Consider the following 21,766-nt stretch of genomic DNA (forward strand, 5'->3'; position numbering starts at 1 on the left):
TCGACGCGGTGTTCGACCTGGTCGGCGGCGACCCGCTGCGCACCGTCGCCGACCTGCTGACCGACCGGCACCGGCTGATCTCCGTCGCCGACTACGGGCTCTCCACCGAGCTCGGCGGCCAGCAGCTCGTCCGCGACCGCAGCACCGCCGTCCTCACCGAGCTGGCGGGCCTCGTCGCCGACGGTGCCCTCGACCCGCACGTCACCGACGTCCGCCCGTTCGACGACGCCCCGGCAGCGCTGGCACTCGTCGAGCAGGGGCACGCGACGGGGAAGGTCGTGCTCGACATCGGGTGAGGGCCGCGCGCCGGGCTGGTCGCCAGGCGTCGCCCGTGATCGGGTGGACGCATGAGCTCGCAGGGACAGCTGCCGGAGGGCACCGACCCGGACGAAGTGCCGTGGTGGCCCGCCGACGGTCCCTGGGGCGGGCGCGGGCGGACGTCGGTGCTGCTGGTGCTCGGTGGGCTGGTCGTGGTCGTCGTCGTGGTGCTCGCGGTGACGTTCCTGACCGGCAGCGAGTCCGACTCGGGCTCGGCCGCCGTCGGTGGTCCTCCCCCGCCCGTGCTGGCGAGCGAGGGACTCCAGCCGGGCACGCGGGTGATGCTCGGCGGCGCGCCCTACGACGTCGGGGTCGGCGCGTTCACCCCGAGCACGCGGGCGGCGCCGAGCGGGTCGCACCTGCTGCTCGCCCCGCTGGTGGTGCGCAACGCCGGACCCGGGCCGGTGGCGAACCCGCTCGCCGGGTCCGCGGGCCTGCTCGTGGCGGTGGGCCTGAGCTCGCTGCCGCCGTCGGTGCTCTCCGGCCCCTCGGCGCTGCTGTGCCGCAACACCCCGGCGACGTCACCGCTCGCGTCGCCGTCGCCGGTCTTCCGTGGCCTCGAGCCCGGGTCGTGCGTGCTCGACGGCCGCGCGGCACCGTCCGGTGCGGCCGCGCCGACCCTGGCTCCGGGCGACGAGGCGCGCGGGATCCTGCTGTCCTCACCGGTGCCGGACGTCGTCACCGACGTCGCGCCGTCGGTGTGGGTCTCGACGGAGCCTGGTCCGCCGGCGCAGTACGAGCGCGTCGGGTAGGTGCCTTCGGCTCGTGAACACTCATCCGCGCTATAGAGCCTGTCGGAGATTGTCGAGTGGACCCTGGCGGCTGCGGCAGTAACCATAGGCGTCCACTCGGATTCGGACCCGGCCAGATCCACCGCCGAGTGGACCCTGGGGGCTGCGGCAGTAACCATGGGCGTCCACTCGCCGGCCGCGACCTCGCCGGCTCCGCGCTCTTCACCGGACGTATCACGTCGACTTTCCCGAGCTATTACTCGATGGAAGATTGACGCTTTTCTGTCATTGTGACGTTCGGTAGTCGGCGACCGGGTGCCGCGATGCGTCGTGACCGACCCCGGACACACGTCGGCGGGCGGAGCCGTGGTGGCTCCGCCCGCCGACGTTCGCAGCTGTGGTGCTCAGCCCATGATGCTCGAGGCGATCGGCAGGCTGGAGGGCGCGGCCTGGCCGGCGTTGCTGACCTGGCCGGCGTTCATGCCCGAGAGGGACGGCAGCGAGTCCGCCGAGACCGGCAGCGAGTCGGCCGAGACCGGCAGCGAGTCGGCCGACACCGGCAGCGAGTCCGCCGACACCGGCAGCGAGTCCGCCGAGACCGGCAGGTTCGACAGCGGCGAGTCGGAACCCTGATCGTCCGAGCTCTTGCCCTCGTCCGAGCTCTTGCCCTGGTCCGAGCTCTGGCTCTCGTGCGACTGCGACTGGGTCGCGTCCTGCCCGCTGTCGGCGGGCGCCTCGTCGGCCAGCGCGACGCCGGCGCCGCCGCCGACGAGCGCCAGGGCGGCGAGCCCCGTCATCGCGCCACGGCCGAGAAGGCCGCGCCCGGTGAGTCGGTCGTTGTCCTGCTGCATGGTGTGAGCACCCATGGGAAGTCTCCTCCGCTGTCGGAACGTCGTCGCTCGGCAGGGAGCACCCGTGGCGACATCCCCTGAACCGGCATGGCGTCGGTCGCGGACCGTTGCCTGAATCCCGTAACGAGGTGATTCGCGGGAAGGTCACGGGGAGATCACGATGATTTCTCGGGCCATCGTTCCGTCACACGCAACGGCCATCTGGAGTAGGAGATCCGTGGCTGATGGAGCAAAAAATCGCTGATCTCGGAACCATCACGGGGAATCACGTTTCGGCGGCCGGACCGTCGGGCACAGCTGGTCGGATCACCTCGTGAATCGGGCAAGGACCGCACGATGGTCGCTTCCGGGCACGTCGAGCACCTCGACCGACCGGACGTGGATCGCGCCCGACACGAGCACGTGGTCGATCGTCACCCCGATCGACCGACGCCACCACGACGGCCAGGTGGCCGCGACCCGTCGCGTCACCGGCCGGGCGTCGCCGAGCGCGTCCTGCAGCGGCCCGTGCTCGAGCGTCGCGTTCAGGTCGCCGACGACGATCGTGGGCCGCGCCGGGTCGGCGAGCCAGGGGTGCAGCAGGGACAGCTCCCGGACCCAGTCCGGGGTCGTGTCGGGCAGCAGGACCGCGGGGTGCACCCCGAGCACCCGCACCGCGCCGAGCCCGCCCCCGCTCACCACGACCCACCCCGACCGGGTGTCCGCCGACACCACCCTCACGTCCACCTCGCCCAGTCGGGCGGCGGTGAGCACCGTCAGGCACGGGCCGTCGTCAGCGCCCGCCGCCTCCACGGCGGCGCGGCCGGGAGCACAGGACCACCCCCGGTAGCCCTCGAGCCCGTCGAGGAGGCGCTTGCGGAACGGATCGCCCGCCTCGGGCAGCACGACGACGTCGGGACGCTCGGCCGCGATCGTCGTGGCCAGGGCGGCCGGGTCCGCGCGGCCGAGCCACACGTTCGCGCCGAGCACCGACAACGGCTCCGCCCCGGCCCCCACGGGCTCCGGACGCGCCCGGTGCCGGTGGACCGAGAGCCCCAACGCGCCCGCGGCCACCGTCGACACCGCGATCGCGGACGCCCGCCAGGGCCCCGGGCGGACCCCGACGGCCAGTGCCCCGGCGGCGGTCCCGACGGCGAGGCGGCGCCGGAACGCGGTCACGATCGGCCAGGGCGGCGTGCGGTCGAGCCCGAAGGCCTCCGGCAGCAGCAGGGCGACCGCACCCGCCGTCGTGATCCCGGCCCTCGCAAGCCCCGTCGGTCGCCCGCGCATGCCGCACCTCCTCACGACGATCATGCGCCTGTCGTCGCGAAGAGGGCGTCACGCGGACGCGAAAGGTTGTGGAAAGGCCCGTCCGCTTCGATCACGTGGTGGACGACGACGGGGCGGGGGCGCGCTCAGCGCACCGGTCGGAGTCCCAGAGGCAGGGCCGGGACCGGCGTGGCGGGGGGCGACGCCGGGACCGGTCCGCCGTCGGGCTGGTGGCCGTGGGCGAAAGTGTCGGCGGCGTCGGCCCACGGGGTCCATCCGAGCCCGGCCGCCGTGGCCGCCGCGGCGCGGAAGAGCTCGAGGGCCCCGGCGGTGTCGCCGACGACCGACGTCGCGAGGCCCCGGTAGAGATCGAGCGGGCCGAAGACCGCGGCCCCGATCCCGACGACGACCGTGGCTCCCGGGTCCGCGGGCATGGCATCGAGCACGAGAGCGGCCGTCACGGCGTCTCCCACCGCGTAGGCGGCGCACGCGGCGAGGCACAGCCCGCTGCGGTCGAAGAGGCCGCCCTCGCGGCCGTCGCGCTGCTCGTGGAACTCGCTCAGGCGGGTCCGGGCGGTCGAGGCGTCTCCGGCGTGCACGGCGTCGACGGCGGCGCAGGCGCGCCAGGCCGAGACGCGCGGGTACATCCCCGCAGCGGTGGCGGGCAGGCCGCCGAGGACGGGCATGTCGCCGCCGAGCAGGTGGCGCGCGACCAGGTGGACGAAGTAGCCGCCGAGCGCGTCGGGGATGCCCAGCTCCTGGCCGCGGGTGAAGGCCTCCTGCGCGACCTCGTCGGCGTCCGCGACCTTGCCGACCGCGAGCATCATCGAGGCGTCGAGGAGCCGGGTGGCCCACATCGTGCGGGGCCGGTGCCTGCGCTCCGCCTCGGGCGCGAGCTCGGCGTGCCGGGCGAGGGCGTCGTCGAGCCTGCCCGCGGCGACGAACGCGGCGACCAGCAGCTCGTCGGCCTCGAAGCGCAGCGTCAGCTCGCCCGCCGCCTCGGCCAGGTCCCGGGCCCGCAGACAGGTCTCGACGCGCTCGGCCGCGGGGACCGCCGCGTCGAGCTGCAGGAACGCGGTGGCGACGGCGACCTCGGCGGCCACGTGGGGGTCCGCGCCCGCCCCGACGTCCCCGAGGTCCATGAGCTCCGCGACCAGCGAGGGCGTCTCCGTGACGCCGACGAGCTGCTGCTCCTCGGTGATCATCCCGCGCAGGACCCGGGCCCGCTGGCGGTCGTCGAGGGGCAGCTCGCGCACCCGTCGCAGGCGCTCCAGGCGCCGCGGCCTGCCGGCGACGGAGGGGCCCTGGGCGTCGTCGCCCATCGCGGCGGCGACCGCGTCGGCGACCTCGGCACCCGGATCGGCGACCACCGCGTCGAACTCCTCGGCGGCCTCGTCGACCTGCCCTCGCGCCTCGAGCACCAGCCCGCGCAGCAGGGCGACCCGGCAGGGGAGGGTGGTGTGCTCGCGGGCCGCGTCGAGCAGGCTCTCGGCCTCGGCCAGGGCGCCGTCGCGGTAGGCGACGACGATGGCGGGCAGGTGCGCGTCGGCGACGGTCGCGGCGGGCAGCAGGGCGGCGGCGCCGACGGCGTGGCGCAGCACGGTGAACGGCGAGGCCTCGGCGGGCAGCGCCTCGTAGCGGGCCAGGTGCAGGTGCGCGGCGACGACCGGGGGCACGGTGGCGAGCAGGGCGGCCTCGGTGAGCTCGTGGCGGAACGCGAAGCCGTCCGGCGTCGGCTCGACGAGGGTGAGGGCGAGGGCGGGCCGCAGGTCGGCCGCGAGGCGCCGGGCCGGGATGCCGACCGCGCCCGCCAGGTCGGTCAGCGGGATCGCGCCGAGCACCGCGAGGGCCTCCAGGCCCGCCCGGCAGACCTCGGGCAGCTGCTCCAGCTGATGGGCGAGCAGTGGGCGCAGCCGCTCCGGGACCTGGGCGGTTGCGGCGACGCGGGCCTCGTCGTCGGGGAGGTCGCGGATCTCGGCGAGCAGTGCCGACAGGTGCAGCGGATGGCCGCCGGTGCGCGTCCAGAGGGTCCCGGCGAGGGTCTCCCCCAGCTCAGCGCCGACCAGCGCGCGCGTGCCCGCCTCGTCCAGCTCGCGCAGGACCGTGCGCTCCACACCGTCGAGCGGGGCGAGGTCGGCGGCCGCGCCGCCCCAGGCCGGGTGCGCGGCGGCGTCGGGCTCCCGGGCGGCGACGAGCACGACGACGCCCGGCGGCACCCCGGCCCGGCCGAGGGCCCGCAGCACGTCGAGCGAGGCACCGTCGGCGCGGTGCGCGTCGTCGAGGGTGATCAGGACCTGGGCGTCGTCGGCGGCCACGGCGAGGCGGCGGCGCAGCGTGCGGCCCGGCGCGGGGTCGCGCAGCGCAGGCGGCTCCACCCCGACGCCGTGCAGGGCCTCGACCCACGCCGCGAACGGCGCCTGGTCGTGCTCCCAGAGCCCCCGACCGACGCGGGCGCCCCGGCTGCGGGCCTCCCGGGCGGCCGCGCCGAGCAGAGTCGACTTCCCGATGCCGGCCTCGCCCGCGATGAGCACGATGCGACCGGCCTGCGGGTCGTCCAGTCCTTCGCGGATGGTCGCCAGCGGTCCCTCGCGCCCGACGACGGCGCGTCCCGGACCGGGGCTCCGGTCCCGGGCCTCGAGGACGGTCCGCTCGACGGCGCGCAGCTCGGGACCGGGGTCGAGCCCGTGCTCGACCTTGAGCTCGCGGCGGGTGGCGGCGATCGTGCGCAGCGCCTCACCGGAGCGTCCGAGCCGGTGCAGGGAGGTCGCGACCAGGGCGACGAGGTGCTCGCGGTCGAGGTGGCCGGCGAGGGCCGGGGAGGCGACGGAGAGGGCGACGCCCGGCTGGTCGTCGTCGAGCAGCCGGCGGGCGCGGTCCTCGACCAGCTCGAGCCAGCGGACCTCCACCCGGCGACGCTCGGTCTCCAGTCGGGGTGCCGGACGGCAGCCGGGGAAGGGCTCGCCGTCGATGGTGCGCAGCGCGACGTCGGGCTCGGCGTCATGGAAACGGCAGAGGTCGACCTCCGCGCGGGAGACCTCGAGCGCGTACCCGCCGCCGGTGCTCGCGACCTTCGCGGGTGCGACGAGCTTGCGCAGGCGGGTGACCTGCACGTGCAGGGCGGCGCCGGGGTGCTGCGGGAGCGACTCCCCGTAGAGCTCGTCGATGAGCGTGGACGTCGGGACGGGACGGCCCGGGTCGAGCGCGAGCAGGGCGAGCAGGGTGCGCAGCAGTGCGCTGCGCACGACGTCGGCGCCGGCGACCTCGACCGTGCCGAGCAGACGGATTTCCGTGACCGCCCCCCCAGGACGTGTTACTTACAGTGACCAGCACGCTCTACCGTACGACACCGCCGGCGGTTCGACCAGGTCAGGTCAACCCCGGAGACATACTGCTGGTGACCCCCGTGGCGGGTGAGCCGCTCGGGGAGATGATCACCCGTCTCGACGGCTCGGCGTTCTCGCACAGCGGCATCGCCCTGGGGAACGGCATCATCGCCTCGGCCCGGAAGTCGTTCATGGCGTCCCAGCCGTGGGACCTGTCCGGGCTGCGCACCGAGAGGTTCGAGCACTTCTGGGAGAAGGGCCAGTCGGTGTACCGGCTCGCCGTCCCCTCGGCCGAGGCGCGGCGGCGCGCCGTCGCGGCCGTGCACGACCTCCGGTTTCCCGACGACGGTTCCTTCTCGGTCCCCAAGGTCCTCATCGTGGCGATCGCGCTCGCGTCGTTCGACCGGGCGCTCTTCGACGACGAGGCCGGGGCGACGATCCGGGAGCTCGCCGTCGCCGCGGCCCGCGCCTGGGAGGGGCGACCGGGCCGGCGGACGTTCTACTGCGCCGAGGTCGTCGCCCGCGCGTACGGCGAGCGCTTCCCGCTGTCGGCGCTGGAGCCGCCGGGCGGGGTCCGCCCCGCTGCCGCGCCCCCCGCGCAGGACGGAGTGCTCGGCATGATGATGAAGCTCTACCTCGACGCCGCGACGGGCGACCGGTGCCAGGAGGAGCTCGACCGCCTCGTCGACGCCCTGGACATCGAGGCCCCCGCCTTCCTCGACACCGTCGCCCGCGACATCATCGCCAGCGCCCGCCGTCTCGGCCAGGAACGCCCGCTCGCGGCGCGCTACACCGGGAGACACGTCCCCCAGAAGGGTTGGGAGCTCACGGGCCGGCTCCTCCCCCCGGCCCTCGTCACCCCGCGCATGCTGCTCGACGCGCCGTGGACCGCCGATGCCGTCACGCGCATCGACGGTCCCGGCGCTCCCCCCGCGCTGACGGCGGCGTGACGACGCTCCGGCGGGTCAGTTGTCCGGGTTGTCGCTGGCCTTCGCGCTGCCCCAGCCGTGCCAGCGGTCGACCTCGATCCAGGCGCTGACCCGCGTCCGGTCCCGCACCGGGTACGGGTTGCCGGTGTAGTGGCGGGAAATCCGGTCGATGTCGACGAGGCCCTCGTCGGCGGCCCACTCCACGACGCGGCCCTGCAACGAGACGTGGGTGTACCAGTCGTCCTCGGCGAGCACCGTGATCGTGGTGCGGGGATCCTCACGCAGGTAGCGCACCCGGGTCCGGGCGTCGTCCATGTTGACCAGGACCCGGCCGTTCTCCCAGAGGTACCAGGTGGCCACCGACACCGGGGACCCGTCCGGGCGCAGCGACGTGATGACGCTCGGGTTGGGGCGGGCGAGCAGCGCACCGACCTCGTCGGGCAGCGGCGGCTTCGGCATCAGGGGACCTCCTGGGGGTCGGGATCGGACTCGCCGGCAATCGTAGGGACCGCGACGGCGTCAACCCCCGGATAGACCGTCGCGGCCATAGATAGACCGCCGTGACCCCGTTGTCCGGATCACTGTTGGCACGGGGTCCGAGGACGTACCCCTCTGGTGCCACTCCCGCGCTCCCACCGGCCACGACCGCCGGTGCCACGGGGGGACGCACGACCCGGTGCTCGGGGGGAGTCCCGGACCGTGCGGCGTGAGCGCGGGAGTGGTGCACCGGTAGCGTCGGGCCCGGCCGACTCCGGGGGGACACGCCGATGCCCAGACCGCAGCGTGAGCTGGATCCCGACGGGGGCCCGCTCGTCGAGTTCGCGCGGGACCTGCGCGGGCTGCGCACCCACGCGGGCACCCCGAAGTTCGCGACGATGGCCCGCCGCACCGGGCGCTCGAAGACCGCCCTCGCCGACGCGTCGGCCGGCCAGCACCTGCCCCGCTGGGAGACCGTCGAGGACTTCGTCCGCGCCTGCGGGGCCGACTCCGCCGACTGGTACGACCGCTGGCTCGCGCTCCGCTCGGGTGAGAGCCCGGGGTCGGCGGTCGTGATTCCGGGGGCTGACGACGAGCGCGCGGTTCCGGCGACCGGTGGGCCGGCGGTTGGCGGGCCGGCAGGTGGCGGGCCGGCGGTTGGCGGGCCGGCAGGTGGCGGGCCGGCAGCCGGCGGGCTGGTGGAGCCGGCACCGCCCCGCCGTGGTCGGGCCGTGCTCGTCGCCGCGGTCGTCGCGGGCGTGCTCGTCGTCGGCGCCGTCGGGTTCGTGCTGGGCCGCGTGACGGTGCCCGGCCCGCCGGTGCTCCCACAGACCGTCGAGGCGATCGAGGTGCAGAACATGGTCGCGCTCGGCCCGGATCGGCTCGTCGAGGACCGCACGCCCGCCTACCTCTCGACCGAGGCGCTGGCCTACTGCGCCTCGCCCGACCGGTCCTGCAAGGTGCCCGGCACCGAGATGGCCTCCGGCGCGGCCGTCGTCGCCAACTGCTGGACGCCGGGCCAGATGATGTGGAACTGGGACCTCTCGGACCCGACCGCGCAGTCCAACCCGTACCGGGTGCGCTCCGATCGCTGGTATCGGGCCTCGTTCCCCGACGGCCGCACCGGCTACCTCTCGGAGGTGTACGTGGTGCGGGGCGATCGCGGCGGGCGCGAGCTCCCGCAGTGCACGCCCTGACGCTTCCCACGGCGCGAAGCTCTGTCGATCCGAAGTTCGTGAGCGCGTCGCCCGTGAATCTTGCGCGTGTCGCTCACGAGATCGCGATCATGCTCGGCGCCGGCGTGCGACGTGGCGCGCTCGGCATGATCAACTGCCTAGTGCCGGAAGACGCCGAACGAGGAACCCCGCCCGACCCGCCGGTCCGACACCCCTCACGAGACGCGCAGCGCGGCCAACCCCTCCACCCAGTCGCAGTAGGCGCGGTGGGCCGCGGCCGACCCGAGCGCCTCCTCCGCGTACGCCCGTCCCCGCGCGCCCGCGGCGTCGGCCGCCTCACCGGAACCCGCCGTCGCCCGGATCGCGTCCAGCAGGGCGGCGGAGGAGCCCGGGTCGACCCGGACTCCGGCCTCGGCCCGCGCGAGCTCCGTGGACGCCGCGGAGTGCGGCCACGACGCGGCCACCACCGGCCGGCCCGCCGCGAAGTACGAGGTGAGCTTCGACGGGGCCGACATCTCGGCGACGGTCGCGGCCTCGTTGACCACGAGGACGTCGGCGGCGGCGAGCGCGTCGGGGAACCGGTCGCCGGGCAGCGGGTCGAGGAACTCCAGCCGCTCGATTCCCGCGCCGAGCTCTTCGAGCCGGGCCCGCTGGTTGCCGGTCCCGAGCAGCACGAAGCGCACCGCGGCCCCGGTCGCGTCCGCCTCGCGCGCCGCCTCGACGACGTTCTCCAGGCCCTGCTTGACGCCCATGTTGCCGGCGTGCAGCGCGATCACCTCGTCGTCGCGCCATCCGAGCTCGCGGCGCACGGTGGCCCGGTCCCCCGTCGGCGGGTCGATGTGCGACCAGTTCGGGATGGCGGTGATCCGGGCCGGGTCGACCCCCAGGTCGGCGAGCGGCCCGCTGAACTGCGGGTGCACGACGGCGATCCCGTCGGCGCGCGAGAGCAGGGCGCCCTCGAGCTTCGCGCCCCAGCCCGCGAGGCGGGAGGAGGTCATGCGGGTCTCGGCGAGCGCCCGGCTGTAGAGGTCCTGGGTGACGACGCCGAGGGCGGTGCGACCTCCCCGGAGACGCGGGAGAGAGGGGAGCACGCCGATAGGGGAGCTCGACCATCGAGGCAGCCGCCACCGCAGGCCGGCCAGCACGGTCAGCAGCACCGGGCTCACCGCCACGACGACGTCGGGCCGCGGGCCGCCGACGAGCGCGGCGTGGGCGGTGAAGGCGGCGTCCATCGCGATCCGCCTGCGGGCGTCGGGGACCGCGGGCACGGGATGGCGCACGCGGGTGACCGGGACGCCGTCGAGGATCTCGTGGCGCCGCAGACCGGTGTAGCCCGCGGTGACCTCCCAGGCCGGGTAGTGCGGGTACCCGGTGACCACCCGGACCCGGTGCCCCGCCGCGTGCAGCGCGGCGACCATCCCGGTGGTGTACGGCGCGTTCCCGGTGTGCTCGGGGGCGTAGTGCATGCCGACGACGCACACGTCGAGGGCCTCACTGTCCCGGCCGACGGACCTCGTCGCAGCGGACGGCCGGGCCGCACCGTTCCGGACGGGGGCCAGCGTCATCGGTCCTCCAGCAGGGGGTGGCGTGCAGGGGGCGCAGGCGGCGCGGTCCCGATCGACGATGGTCGGCGCCGAAGCTCGTCCGGCGCCCTGGGATCTATGCCCAGGTCGGTCCGAGCTGGATCACACGAGTGCCGCGTCCGATGGGCGGAGTGTCTGCTTCATCCCGTTGACTCGGACACAAGGTCGCGCGGACGATGGCAGGGTGTCGCCCGAAGGAGCCAACAACGCGTCCACGATGACGGTGCGTGACTCCTCAGGGGGAGTGCCTGCGCCTCGCGTGTCCGTGGTGGTGCCGCTGTACCAGAAGGAGCGCTACATCGGCCGCACGGTCGCGAGCGTGCTGGCGCAGACGTTCACCGACTTCGAGCTCGTCATCCTCGACAACGCGTGCACCGACCGGTCGGCCGAGGTCGTGCGCGGCTTCTCCGACCCCCGGGTGCGCCTCGAGCGCAACGCCGAGACGGTGCCGGTGACCGAGAACTTCCGGCTGGCGGTCGGGCATGCCCACGCGCCGCTGGTCAAGGTCCTCAACGCCGACGACCTCCTCGCCCCGACCGTGCTCGCCGAGCAGGTCGCGGTCATGGACGCCGACCCGACGCTGGCCCTGGTCTCCTGCCGTCACGACCTCGTCGACGACGACGACCGCGTGATCGCCCGGGGGCGTGCGCTGCGCACCGCGGACCTGCTGGGCAGGCGGGACGCGACCACGGTGCTGCGGCGCATCGTCCGCCACCGCGGCAGCCCGATCGGGGTGCCGGGCAACATGCTCTTCCGCCGTGCCGCGTTCGACGCCGTCGGGGGCTTCCCCGACAACGGCTACGCCCTCGACGTCGGGCTCGCCGCCCGGCTGGTCACCGTTGGCGGGTTCTTCGGCATGCCCGAGTCGCTCTCGCGGTTCCGGCTGGCGAGCGGCTCGATCACCTCCTCGGCGCGGCGCCGCAACATGGCGTTGCAGCACCGCTTCCTGCGGGAGCTGCGCGCGGAGCACGCCGACGTGGTGCGCCGTCGCGACGTGGCCGTCGGGCTGGCGCGCGAGCCGGTGACCTGGCTGCGGCAGCGGATCATGATGATCGCCTCGACCGACCCGTCGTCCCGCCGCCACCGGGCGGCCGCCGCACTGCTCGCGCTGCGGCAGCGTCCGGTGGAGCGCGATCAGCGCGGCGTCGCGAACACCACGATGTTGTCGCGGTAGTTCAGCGACCCGTCGTCGAACGGGCCGCCGCAGGTCATGAGGCGCAGGGTCGGCGTCGTCGTCGGCCCGTAGACCCGCTCGGTGGGCAGGTTGTCCTTCGAGAAGGTCTCCACGGAGTCGACGCCGAACCGCGCCGTGCCACCGTCCGAGCGCGGGACCTCGATGAGCTCGCCCGGCTTCAGGTCGTCGAGCCGCCCGAACACCGCCGGGCCGTTGCGGGTGTCGACGTGGCCGACCATCACCGCCGACCCCGGGTCGCCCGGCACCGCGGACGAGGTGAACCAGCCGACCTTCGTGAAGTCGGTGGGGACCTGCAGGGCGCCGCGGTAGTCGATGCGCAGGTCGGTCGGGTCGGTCGTGTCCAGGCCGATCGCGGGGATCTGCAGCCCCGTCGGGTGCGGTCCGCCGGGCGGGGGTGCGGTCGCGATCGCGAGCGGCATGCGGACGGCGGGCGGTGCGCCCGGGTCGTCGGTCCGTCCGGCGCCGAACCAGCCCTGCACGGTGTCCCAGATGCCTCCGGCGGCGAGCGTCCCCACGTGGTCGCGGGACAGGCCGCCGAGCCCGGCCCCGATGCCGCCGCTCGGCGGGGAGGGGGCCTTCGGCGCGGGCGGGGTGGACGTCTCGGGGGCGGCCTGCGCGTCCGGGGGCTGCGGAGCCTGCGAGCCCGGGGCGACGGGGGCGGCCGAGGACTCGGCGGTGCGCGGGGCGGGCGGCGCGGCCACCGGCGGGGCGCCGGGAGCGGGCGAGGGCGGCTTGGCGGCCGACGCGGCGTCCGGCACCACCTGCGCGGCGAGCCCGCCGTCGGCCCCGCGGGTGACGACGAGGCTCGCGACCGACGTGCTCGTCACCGGCACCTGCAGCGTCGTCTCCTTGCCGTTACGGCTGGTCAGGCGCACCGACCAGGGATGCGCGGCAACGGTCGCGTACGGGGTGGCCGAGCCGTAGAACAGGGTGTGCGCGAGCGGGATGTCCGGGTTGTTCCCCGACGGGTCGGTCGCCTCGACGTCGAGCGGTCCCACCTCGGCGGCGGCCTGCACGACGCGCAGCGCGCCGGAGCCCGCGGCCGACGGTGCGGTCTCGTCGTCGAGCACCTGGGCCTGGGTGGCGCCGCCCGGGCCGATGTCGACGAAGCTCGCGGTCTGGGCGGAGCCGGCGGGGAGGTCGACCGCGACGTCGAACAGCGGCGGGCTCGACGCGGGCGCCCCGGCCGGCCTGCCCTGGATGCGGTACGTGCCCGCGGGCTCGGTGAGATAGGGGCTCACGGCGCGGTAGGAGACGTCACCCGCGACCTTCGTCAGCGGCAGGTCCGGGCCCGTGGCGTACATGTCGACGGAAGGCGTGGTGGGCGAGAGGTGCGCGAGGCGCAGCATCGCCGTGCCGGGGTCCGCGGTCGCCTCGCGGGCGCCCACGACGCCCACCACTCCGATCACGACCGCGAGCACGGCGACCAGCGCTCCCGTGATCCACAGCCACCGCCGTCGTCCCGCGCGCCGCTCCATGAGATCTCTGTTCCCCCGATCGGGGGTCAGCTATCCGCGTTGTGAGCACTTTCTGGCGCTCTGACGTCAGATCGGGGTCACGGGGCCGTGGCCGACCTCAGAACGTGCGACCCCAGAGCTGACGCCGCGAGGTCACGCCGAGCTTCGCGAACACGTTCCCGAGGTGGTAGCTGATCGCCTTGGGGGTGACGTAGAGCGCGGCCGCCACCTCGCGACTGGTCAGGCCCTGGGCGACCAGGCGGACCACCTCGCGCTCGCGCGGGGTGAGTGCGGGGTGCTCGGCGGTCCACACCGGGGGCGCCGACGCGGAGGCGGCGGGCAGCGTGTCGGGGACCGCCGGAGCTCCGACGAGGCCGTCCGGCGCCGGAGCGTCGTCGGGGACGCCCGCGTCGATCTCGGCGTCGATCCGGGCCACCCACGGCTGGGCCCCGAGGGCGGCGTAGGCGCGCCGGGCCGTGGCGAGGTCGGCGGCCGCGCTCGGCCAGCCCCGGGCGCGGGCGAGGATGCCGGCCGAGGCGTGGAGCGCGGCGATCTCGGCGGGGCAGGCGTCGGCACCGATCGGCTCGGCGTCGGCGAGGTCGAGCGCCGTCCGGTACGCGTCCCAGGCGGCCCCGGCGTCGCCGCTCCGCTCGGCCAGCCTGCCGAGCAGCCGGTGGCGCGACAGCGTGAACCACAGCGGCGCCCCGAACACCGGCCAGTCGTCGATCTCCTCGGTCGCGACCATCGGGTGCCCCGCGTCGAGGGCGACCTCGGCGCGCAGGACCCGCCACGGGGCGGTCGGTGAGGCGAGCAGCGGCGGGACCGGGCCGTCGGCGATGGCCCGCAGCAGCCGGTGGGCATGCTCGTGGTCGCCGCGCTCGTGGGCGACGAGCGCCTCGCTGATGCGCACCATGGCGAGCCCGAGCGAGTGCGGGGAGTGCTCCAGGTCGGCGTGCGCCCGCCGCAGGTGCGCCTCCGCCTCGACGCCCTCGCCACGCACGGCCAGCACGCCCGCCCACATCGCCCGCGACGCGGGCCCGATCCAGGCGCTGCCGACCTCCCGGGACGTCGACGCCCCCACCCTCGCCTCCGCCTCGGCCTCGTCGAGACGCCCGGTCCGGAACGCGGCCTCGGCGAGGTAGAGGTGCACCAGCCGGCCCGTCGTCGTGAGCGCGCCGGTCCGCACCCGGTCGAGGCCCTCGTGCAGCAGCCGGTACCCCTCGACGGTGCGCCCCGCCGCGAGGTGCAGCCGGCCGGCGATCACGGCGGGGTCGGGGCCGTAGGCGCTCGGGAGGTGGTCGGACAGGAGCTCCAGGCCGGCGTCGGGTCCCCACTGCTGGGCGCGCCCGACGGCGGCGACCACGCGCATCTGCTCGCGACGGCGCGGTTCCTCGGTCAGGTCGACGGCCCGCGCCACCGCCTCGGCGGCCCGGGCCCCGCGCCCGTGCAGGGCGTGGTCGGTGCCCAGGTACACGGCGGCCAGCGCGGCCACGCGCGGGTCGGCACCGGGGTCCTCCGCCGCGGCCTGCAGGCGCAGGTGCGCCTCGGGGTCGGAGGCCTCGGAGAGCAGCACCCCGAGCGCGAGGTCGCGTTCCGCGCGCGGGTGGGCCCCGCGCAGCCACGGCTCCATCGCGCGCAGCCGGGTCAGCGCGCCTGCCCGGACGAGGCGCACGGCCGCGGCGAGCAGCCGTGCCTCCCGCTCGGCCCCGTTCGGGCTGACCTCGGCGGCCCACAGGAGCCGGGTCGCGGCCTCGTCGTGGTCGCTGGTCTCGGCCGCCGCCGACTCCTCGAGGGCGTCGGCGAGCGCGGGGTAGGGCCGCCCGGCCGCGCCGGCGACGGCGTGCGCCAGCCCGGCGCGGCCGCCGACGGCGACGGCAGCGGCGCAGTGCATGGTGCCCCTGTGGTCGGGCGGGATGGCCCGGAGCACCGCGGAGCGGACCAGCCGGTGCACGACCGCCAGCACCCACCCGACGCCGTCGCGCTCGGCGGTCACCAGGCCGGAACCGACGAGATCCTCGACGTCCGCGTCGCTCACCTCGTCGGCGTCGAGGCCCGCGACCTGCTCGATCAGCGGCACCGGGCTGGGATCCCCGAGCGTCGACAGCGCCCCGAGCAACCGACGCGGCACCGGGCGGAGCTCCGCCGCGGCCAGTCCGACCTCGGTGGCGAGGCTGCGCCAGGGAGCCGGGGGTGCCACGCCGGCCAGCGCCTCGTCGGACAGCCCGCGGACGAGCAGGGCGAGGTGCACCGGGTGTCCTCCGGTGACGGCGACGAGCTGCTCCGCGACGCCCGGCCCGGGCAACGGCGCCGCCGGGCGCCGGGACGCGACGAGGGCGGCGACGGCCGGGGCGTCCAGGCCGCCGACGACGACGGTGCGGGCCTCGCCGGCGACGGTGCCGGGCGTCGGGTCGGTCCCGGCGAACAGCCACGGCCACCACGCCCGCGTGCCCGTCGGGAGGCGTGCCGGGTCGGTTGCCGTGGCCAGGAGCAGCAGTCCGCCGGTGCGCAGGCGGGCCAGGAGGTCGGTGAGCACGCCTGCCGAGGCCGGATCGGCGTGGTGGAGGTCGTGCAGCACGACGACGACGGGGCGGGGCCCGGTGGGGCCCTGCCGCGCGCGGACCACCGTGTCGTGCAGGCCGGCCGCCGAGCGGGCGGAGGTGGCGCGGGCCGGGCCGGCGACGACGTCGAGGGCGTGGGCCAGTCGGACGGTGGTGGCGTAGGCCTGCGCGACGTCGCTCGATCCCGCCACCGGCTCGGGGGCGGTGACGCGGACGACCACCGGCCCGCCGTCCGGCTCGGCCGCCAGGTGCGCGCAGAACGCGTCGGCGAGGGTCGAGGTGCCGACCCCGGACTCCCCGGTCAGCAGGACGCGGGCCGCGTGGCCGCGACGGACGCGGTCGAAGGTCTCGTGGAGCCGGGCGATCTCCGCGCCGCGCCCGACGGGGACGGGCGGTGCCAGTGCTCCGGAGATCAGTTCCACGGTGCTCGGCCCCGTCCCCGGCACGATGACCTCCCGCACACTCTGCGTTACTCCGTCACCGGATCGGGCGGCTCGTCGATTCCACCAAAGCAGAAGCGGAAGATCCAGCACTCGCTTCTTGTAGTTGTCTACTACACGATCGGACTAATCACTAGGCCTTGTATCCACGGAAGAGTGATCCACGAGCGACAGCCCTGGGATCTCTTGCCAGGGTCACGCCCCCTCCCGGTCACCGACGATCCCGTCGTCCCCCTTCCACTCCCCGCGTGCCCCGGAGGCTGAACGCGCATGACCGCTGCTCGGACGTCGGCTGATGCCGCGACTCCGACACGCACCGTCAGGCCCGCCGCCATCACCGACCTTCCCGCCCCCCGCGCCCACCGCCAACGCCCCCTGGACCCACCTCCGGCCCGCCCCTTCCTGGGCGTCCGCCGAGCCGGATCGGTCCAGGCCTGGATGCTCGTCCTGCCGGTCGACGCGGTCATGACGGCCGCGCCGATGATCTGGGAGCCCCACTACTTCAAGGCCTTCGGCGCGCTCAGCCTGCTCACCGTGGCCCTCGTGTGCGGCGGGGGTCGGTACCGCGCCCGCCTGCACCTCTCGGTGCTCGACGAGCTCCCCGCCCTGCTCAGCCGGCTGCTGGTCGCGACCGCGCTCGTCGCGGCGGTGTTCGCGCTGCGCCACGACGACCTCGGCGTGATGGAGTTCGTCGGCGCCTCGTTCGCCTCGATCGGGCTCGTGGTCCTCGGGCGGTTCCTGACGACGGCCGTGGTCCTCACCGCGCGCAGGCGTCGGGTCGTCGCGCACCGCACCCTGATCGTCGGTGGCGGGGAGGTCTCCCGCGACGTCGCGACGCTGCTGGCCCGCTACCCGCGCTACGGCCTCGCCGTCGCGGGGTACGTCGACACCTCCGACGCGGCACGGGGGCCCGCCGCGGACCGCATCCCCTACCTCGGCGACCTGGGTGACCTCGACGACCTCGTCCCCGCGCACGGCGTCGACGTGCTGCTCGTCGGCGACGGCGCGTTCCACGAGGCGGATCTGCTCGACCGGGTCCGTGCCCCGGCCACCGAGCACTGCGACCTGCTCGTCGTCCCCCGCCTGCACGCGTTCGCCACCGCCGTCGGCAACTCCGACCACATCGGGTCGCTGCCCGTCATGCGCATCCGCACCCCGGCGCTCGACGGGCCCGCCTCCGCGCTCAAGCGGGCCTTCGACGTCGTCGTCAGCGCACTCCTCCTGGCGATCCTGTCCCCGTTCCTGCTGGCCTGTGCGCTCGCGGTGCGCTGGGAGGGCGGGCCGGGGATCCTCTTCCGCCAGGTGCGGGTGGGCCGGGACGGACGACGGTTCGAGTGCCTCAAGTTCCGCTCGATGCGGCCGGACTCCGCCACCGAGTCCGCCACGCAGTGGACCGTCGCGCGGGACCCGCGGGTCGGGCGGGTCGGACGCGTGCTGCGCGCCACCTCGCTCGACGAACTACCCCAGCTGTGGAACATCCTGCGCGGCGAGATGACCATCGTCGGGCCGCGCCCGGAACGTCCCCACTTCGTGGAGCGGTTCACCGCCGAGCACCCGCGCTACGGTCATCGGCACCGCGTCCCGGCCGGTCTCACGGGGCTCGCGCAGGTCTCCGGCCTGCGGGGCGACACCCCGATCTCCGACCGGGCGCGCTTCGACAACTACTACATCGAGAACTGGTCGCTGTGGCTCGACGCGAAGGTCCTGCTCCGCACGGTCGCCGAGGTGGTGTTCGCCCGCGGCCGGTGAACCCGCCGGCACGAGGGGAGCCCTCGTGCCGGTAGAGCGGCCGGATCCTCCCCTCGCGCCGGGGCGCTCGTGCTGACCCGACGCCGGGCCCTGGCGCTCGGGGCGGGCGCGGCCGCCGTCGCGGGAGGTGTGCTGTCCTGCGGCGCAGCGCCGGTCAGGCCCTCCGGGCCACCGGCCGCCGACGACGACCTGCCCCGGCCCTCCGGCCCGCCGCTCTCGCAGGGGACGGTGCACGACGTCCGGGGCACGGGCGCCGTCGGCGACGGACGCGCCGACGACGCCCCGGCGTTCACCCGGGCGCTCGCCGCCGCCTCGCCCGGCGACACCGTCCGCGTGCCCGCCGGGACCTACCGCCTGGTGCTGCCGCGCCCGCTGCGCGTCCCGCCCGGGGTGCTGCTGGCGGGCGAGCCGGGCCGTACGACGCTGCGGGTGGCCGCGGGCGCGACCGCCGCACTCGAGATCGCCGGCGCCGACGTGACGCTCGACGGGCTGGAGATCGTCCGCGCCGACGACGCCGAGACGGTGCTGGTGCGCGTCGGGCAGGTGGCGCGGCTGACCTGCTCGCGGCTCGTGCTCACCGGGGCGACCGACGTGACGGACGCGTTCTGCCACGGCATCCAGCTCGGCGTCGACGGCGGTGTGTCGACCGAGGTGACCCTGCGGGACTCCCTGCTGCGCCGGCTCACCTACGGGCTCTACCAGGCCAACGAGTCTCCGGCGGTCACCATCGGCGTCTCGGTCACCGGGTGCACCTTCGCCCGCAACGCCAACACCGACCTGGAGTTCAACAGCCCCGCGGGCTCGTTCCGGCGGGTCCGCGTGCAGGGCTGCACCTTCCGGGACAACGACTCACCCGGGTTCGCCGTCGGGATCGCGTACTGCGCCGACGTGGTGGTCGCCGGATCCACGATGACGAACTACCGGATGGAGGCGGTGCACGTCGAGGACTGGTCCTCGGACGTGACGGTCACCGGCTGCACGTTCTCCGCCTGCGGGCTGCGCGAGTTCGCGCACGTGCAGATCATCTCCGGGTCGACGCGGGTGACCGTGCGCGCGAACACCCATGACGCGACCATGAACACCCGCGCGATCGCGCTGGTCAACGCGCTCGCCGGCGGGACCGGGGACACCGCGGGCGGGCGCGACGTGGTGCCGCCCACCGCGATCACCGTGACCGGCAACGTCTTCCGCTGCTCGAACGCGGTCACCGCGGTGTCGTTCCACGGCGTCCGGGGCGGCGCGGTCACGGGGAACACGATCACCGGGATCGCGGCCGACGACGCCCTCGATCTGGAGGGGACGAGCGGGGTGTTCCTAGGTGGCTGACGCCTTGTGAGCACTTTCCGGTGTCATAGCACCGGAAAGTGCTCACGAGGCGGCCGCCACCTTCGCCGCGGCCATCACGTCGTCGGCGCTGCGCTCCGGCGAGGCGGCGTCCGCGGGGACGTCCTCGGTCCAGCCGGTCCAGGCGGCGCGCGCGTCCTCGAGCCCCCGCGCCACGCCCTCGGCGTCGGGCTCCACGACCCACGCGCCCGGGGTGTCCGCGAGGTTCTCCGCGATCCCGGCGCGCGCCGAGACCACCACCTGCAGCCCGGCGACGCGGGCCTCGAGCGCGGTGAACCCGTAGACCTCCTCGGTGGAGGGCAGCACCAGCGTCTGGGCGCGCGCGAGGACCTCGACGACGCCGGTCTCGTCCAGGAACCCGTGGAAGGTGACGCGGTCCGCGACGCCGAGCGCGCGCGCCCGCGCCTCGAGCCCGGCGCGCTCCACGCCGTCACCCGCGACGTCGAGGGTCGGCGCGCCGCCGAGGCGGGCGAACGCCTCGAGCAGGGTGCCCACGTTCTTGCGCGCGATCAGCTGGCCGACGACGACGAAGCGGTGGTGCGCGGGGTCGGGACCGGAGCCCGTGTCCCCGTGGTCCGCGCCGCCGGCCCGGGCGCGCAGCTCCCGGGGGCGGGTGCCGAAGGCATCGAGGTCGACGGAGTTGACCGACTCGACGATCCGGTCGCCCGCGACCCCGGTGTGCAGCGCCGCCTGCCGCGCCGAGGGCCCCGGCACGACGACCGCGCCCGCGCGCGTGAACAGCCGGGTCCGGAGCCAGGCGACCGGCCCGTGGTCGAACTGCCGCGAGTCCAGCGTCGACTCCGAGAAGATCACGTACGGCACGCCGCGCCGGTGCGCGCGCAGCATCGTCCAGGCGCTCGCGAGCTGGGCCCACGTCGGGATGACGACGACGTCGGCCGTGTCGAGCAGGCGCCGGGTCCACCCGGGACGCAGCGCGGCCTGGTAGGAGTCCAACCGGCGCGCGATCCGGCGCGGCAGCGGGACCGGGACCGACGGCAGCACCCCCGACGCGTAGCCGGGATGCGGGCGGTAGACGAAGTGGCGTTCCGGTTCCTCGGCGAACAGGAAGTGCACCTGGAACTCGCAGCGCGAGGCCAGCTCGCAGAACAGTGGCTCGCGGTACGGGGCCTGGGCGTCGGTGAGCCATGCGATCTTCATGCCGACCCCTCCCGCTCCGTGACCTACGGTCGTCGTCACCGGGAAAGTATCGCCCAACCGGGCGACGGCGAACACCAGGATGTGAATCACGTGGCGCAAGAACCGGCGATCGCGGTCATCCAGATGGAGGCGGCGGGCCACCGGTTGCGCTACGTGCGACTCCTGCTCTGCGCGGTGACCGAAAAACGCCGTCTGCTGCTCGTCCCGGCCGCGGTGCGCGACTCCGCCGAGTTCGCCGAGCACCTCGCGGACGTCCCCACCGAGGTCGTCGTCGTGCCCGACTCCGGCCGCGAGGCGATGGCGCTCGCCCTCCCCACCGCACGGGATCGGGGCGCCCGGCTGGTCGTCCCCGACGGGGACAAGAACGTCGCGCCGCTGCTGCTGGCGCTCCTCCGGCCGGGCCCCCGGGTCGCGGTGTCGGTGCTGCTCATGCGCACCGCCCTGCCCGGCGGCCCGGAGCCCGCGACGCCGGGGATGGCCCTCAAGCCCGCCCTGGCCGGGGTGCTCGCTCGCCTGCCCGGGGTGCGGGTCCGCTTCCTCACCGACGCGTTCGGGGTCGTCGTGCGGCGTCGGGGTTTCCGGGGGATCGAGCCGGTCCGCGATCCGGTGACGGTGGCCGAATCCTCCCCTCGCGAGGGTGACCGGGCGTTCGCCGTCGGGGTGTTCGGCGTGGTCAGCGCGCGCAAGAACCTCCCGGTGCTGCTCGCGGCGCTCGCCGGGGCGGCGGACGACGACCCGGTGGCGGGCGTGCACCTCGTCGTCGGGGGGCGCTGCGAAACTGACGTCCGCGACGTCCTCGACCACTCCCCCGAGGCGACCTCCCTCGCCGACGCCGGGCGCCTGCACGTCGACGACCGACTGCTCACCGAGAAGGAGTTCGACGCTGCGGTCGCCGGCGTGGACGCCGTCGCCGTGCTGCACGACAACGACGCCCCCAGCGGCATCGTCGCCGAGGCCGCGGCGCGCGGGGTGCCGGTGCTGGGTCCCGACCGGGGCTGGGCGTCGAGCATGGTCACGGGGACGGGGATCGGCGAGGTCGCCCGGGTCGACGACCCGGTGGACGTGCGCGCCGCTCTCGGGCGCCTCGTCACATCGCACGGGCGGCGGGCGACTGCGGCCATCCGGGTTCGCAAACGCCTCGGGACGACACATTTCATCGACGGATTACTCGGCGACGTGACGTAATCGCATCACCCAACCGGTTCTGGGATCTTCACCCGACCGGTAGTG

16 protein-coding genes are annotated in these 21,766 nt (G+C 75.3%); 8 read left to right on the forward strand and 8 right to left on the reverse strand.

Annotated elements, in window-relative coordinates:
• Both VGI02_RS26525 and VGI02_RS26530 read left to right on the forward strand, forming a co-directional pair.
• A partial coding sequence (locus tag VGI02_RS26525) for a zinc-binding dehydrogenase (protein ID WP_331632632.1) occupies nt 1-296 on the forward strand: 296 nt, incomplete at its 5' end.
• A 51-nt stretch (nt 297-347) separates the two neighbouring features.
• Nucleotides 348-1,070: a hypothetical protein gene (locus VGI02_RS26530; protein WP_331632634.1), complete on the forward strand. Its 723-nt coding sequence runs from the start codon at nt 348-350 to the stop codon at nt 1,068-1,070.
• A gap of 383 nt (nt 1,071-1,453) precedes the next feature.
• Here the strand turns inward: VGI02_RS26530 and VGI02_RS26535 are convergent, their stop codons facing one another.
• The 3 genes from VGI02_RS26535 to VGI02_RS26545 form a co-directional block, all read right to left on the reverse strand.
• The gene (locus tag VGI02_RS26535; RefSeq protein ID WP_331632636.1) at nt 1,454-1,915 is read right to left on the reverse strand and encodes a hypothetical protein; all 462 of its coding nucleotides are present in this window, start codon (nt 1,913-1,915) and stop codon (nt 1,454-1,456) included.
• A gap of 291 nt (nt 1,916-2,206) precedes the next feature.
• Nucleotides 2,207-3,169: an endonuclease/exonuclease/phosphatase family protein gene (locus VGI02_RS26540; RefSeq protein WP_331632638.1), complete on the reverse strand. Its 963-nt coding sequence runs from the start codon at nt 3,167-3,169 to the stop codon at nt 2,207-2,209.
• A 125-nt stretch (nt 3,170-3,294) separates the two neighbouring features.
• The gene (locus tag VGI02_RS26545; protein WP_331632640.1) at nt 3,295-6,390 is read right to left on the reverse strand and encodes an ATP-binding protein; all 3,096 of its coding nucleotides are present in this window, start codon (nt 6,388-6,390) and stop codon (nt 3,295-3,297) included.
• Nucleotides 6,391-6,551: 161 nt separating this feature from the next.
• On the opposite strand from VGI02_RS26545, the gene VGI02_RS26550 reads away from it, so the two are divergent.
• Nucleotides 6,552-7,421, forward strand: coding sequence for a hypothetical protein (locus VGI02_RS26550; protein WP_331632642.1), 870 nt, complete (start codon nt 6,552-6,554; stop codon nt 7,419-7,421).
• Nucleotides 7,422-7,436: 15 nt separating this feature from the next.
• On the opposite strand, the gene VGI02_RS26555 is transcribed toward VGI02_RS26550, so the two are convergent.
• On the reverse strand, nt 7,437-7,859 hold the full coding sequence (locus VGI02_RS26555) for a pyridoxamine 5'-phosphate oxidase family protein (protein ID WP_331632644.1): 423 nt from the start codon (nt 7,857-7,859) through the stop codon (nt 7,437-7,439).
• Between the two features lie 308 nt (nt 7,860-8,167).
• On the opposite strand from VGI02_RS26555, the gene VGI02_RS26560 reads away from it, so the two are divergent.
• On the forward strand, nt 8,168-9,073 hold the full coding sequence (locus VGI02_RS26560) for a helix-turn-helix domain-containing protein (protein WP_331632646.1): 906 nt from the start codon (nt 8,168-8,170) through the stop codon (nt 9,071-9,073).
• A gap of 194 nt (nt 9,074-9,267) precedes the next feature.
• On the opposite strand, the gene VGI02_RS26565 is transcribed toward VGI02_RS26560, so the two are convergent.
• A complete protein-coding gene (locus VGI02_RS26565; RefSeq protein ID WP_331632648.1) occupies nt 9,268-10,617 on the reverse strand; it encodes a glycosyltransferase in 1,350 nt (449 codons plus the stop codon).
• A 277-nt stretch (nt 10,618-10,894) separates the two neighbouring features.
• On the opposite strand from VGI02_RS26565, the gene VGI02_RS26570 reads away from it, so the two are divergent.
• Complete coding sequence (locus tag VGI02_RS26570) at nt 10,895-11,809, forward strand: glycosyltransferase family 2 protein (protein ID WP_331632650.1); 915 nt, start codon at nt 10,895-10,897, stop codon at nt 11,807-11,809.
• Here the strand turns inward: VGI02_RS26570 and VGI02_RS26575 are convergent.
• Nucleotides 11,770-13,308, reverse strand: a complete 1,539-nt coding sequence (locus tag VGI02_RS26575) for a DUF4397 domain-containing protein (protein WP_331632652.1) — start codon at nt 13,306-13,308, stop codon at nt 11,770-11,772. The genes VGI02_RS26570 and VGI02_RS26575 overlap by 40 nt on opposite strands.
• Nucleotides 13,309-13,405: 97 nt before the next feature.
• Nucleotides 13,406-16,291, reverse strand: a complete 2,886-nt coding sequence (locus VGI02_RS26580; RefSeq protein WP_331632654.1) for a helix-turn-helix transcriptional regulator — start codon at nt 16,289-16,291, stop codon at nt 13,406-13,408.
• Nucleotides 16,292-16,723: 432 nt separating this feature from the next.
• On the opposite strand from VGI02_RS26580, the gene VGI02_RS26585 reads away from it, so the two are divergent.
• A complete protein-coding gene (locus VGI02_RS26585; protein ID WP_331632656.1) occupies nt 16,724-18,034 on the forward strand; it encodes a sugar transferase in 1,311 nt (436 codons plus the stop codon).
• 69 nt (nt 18,035-18,103) lie between these two features.
• Nucleotides 18,104-19,360 (forward strand): right-handed parallel beta-helix repeat-containing protein, encoded by a 1,257-nt coding sequence (locus VGI02_RS26590; protein ID WP_331632658.1) that lies wholly within the window; start codon nt 18,104-18,106, stop codon nt 19,358-19,360.
• Between the two features lie 42 nt (nt 19,361-19,402).
• Here VGI02_RS26590 and VGI02_RS26595 read toward each other — a convergent pair whose 3' ends face one another.
• Nucleotides 19,403-20,536: a glycosyltransferase gene (locus VGI02_RS26595; RefSeq protein WP_331632660.1), complete on the reverse strand. Its 1,134-nt coding sequence runs from the start codon at nt 20,534-20,536 to the stop codon at nt 19,403-19,405.
• Nucleotides 20,537-20,626: 90 nt separating this feature from the next.
• On the opposite strand from VGI02_RS26595, the gene VGI02_RS26600 reads away from it, so the two are divergent.
• Entirely contained in the window at nt 20,627-21,721 is a 1,095-nt protein-coding gene (locus VGI02_RS26600) for a glycosyltransferase (RefSeq protein WP_331632662.1), read from the forward strand.
• The last annotated feature ends 45 nt before the right edge of the window (nt 21,722-21,766 follow it).

The sequence above is a fragment of the Actinomycetospora sp. genome (assembly GCF_036497245.1).
Taxonomy (GTDB): domain Bacteria; phylum Actinomycetota; class Actinomycetes; order Mycobacteriales; family Pseudonocardiaceae; genus Actinomycetospora.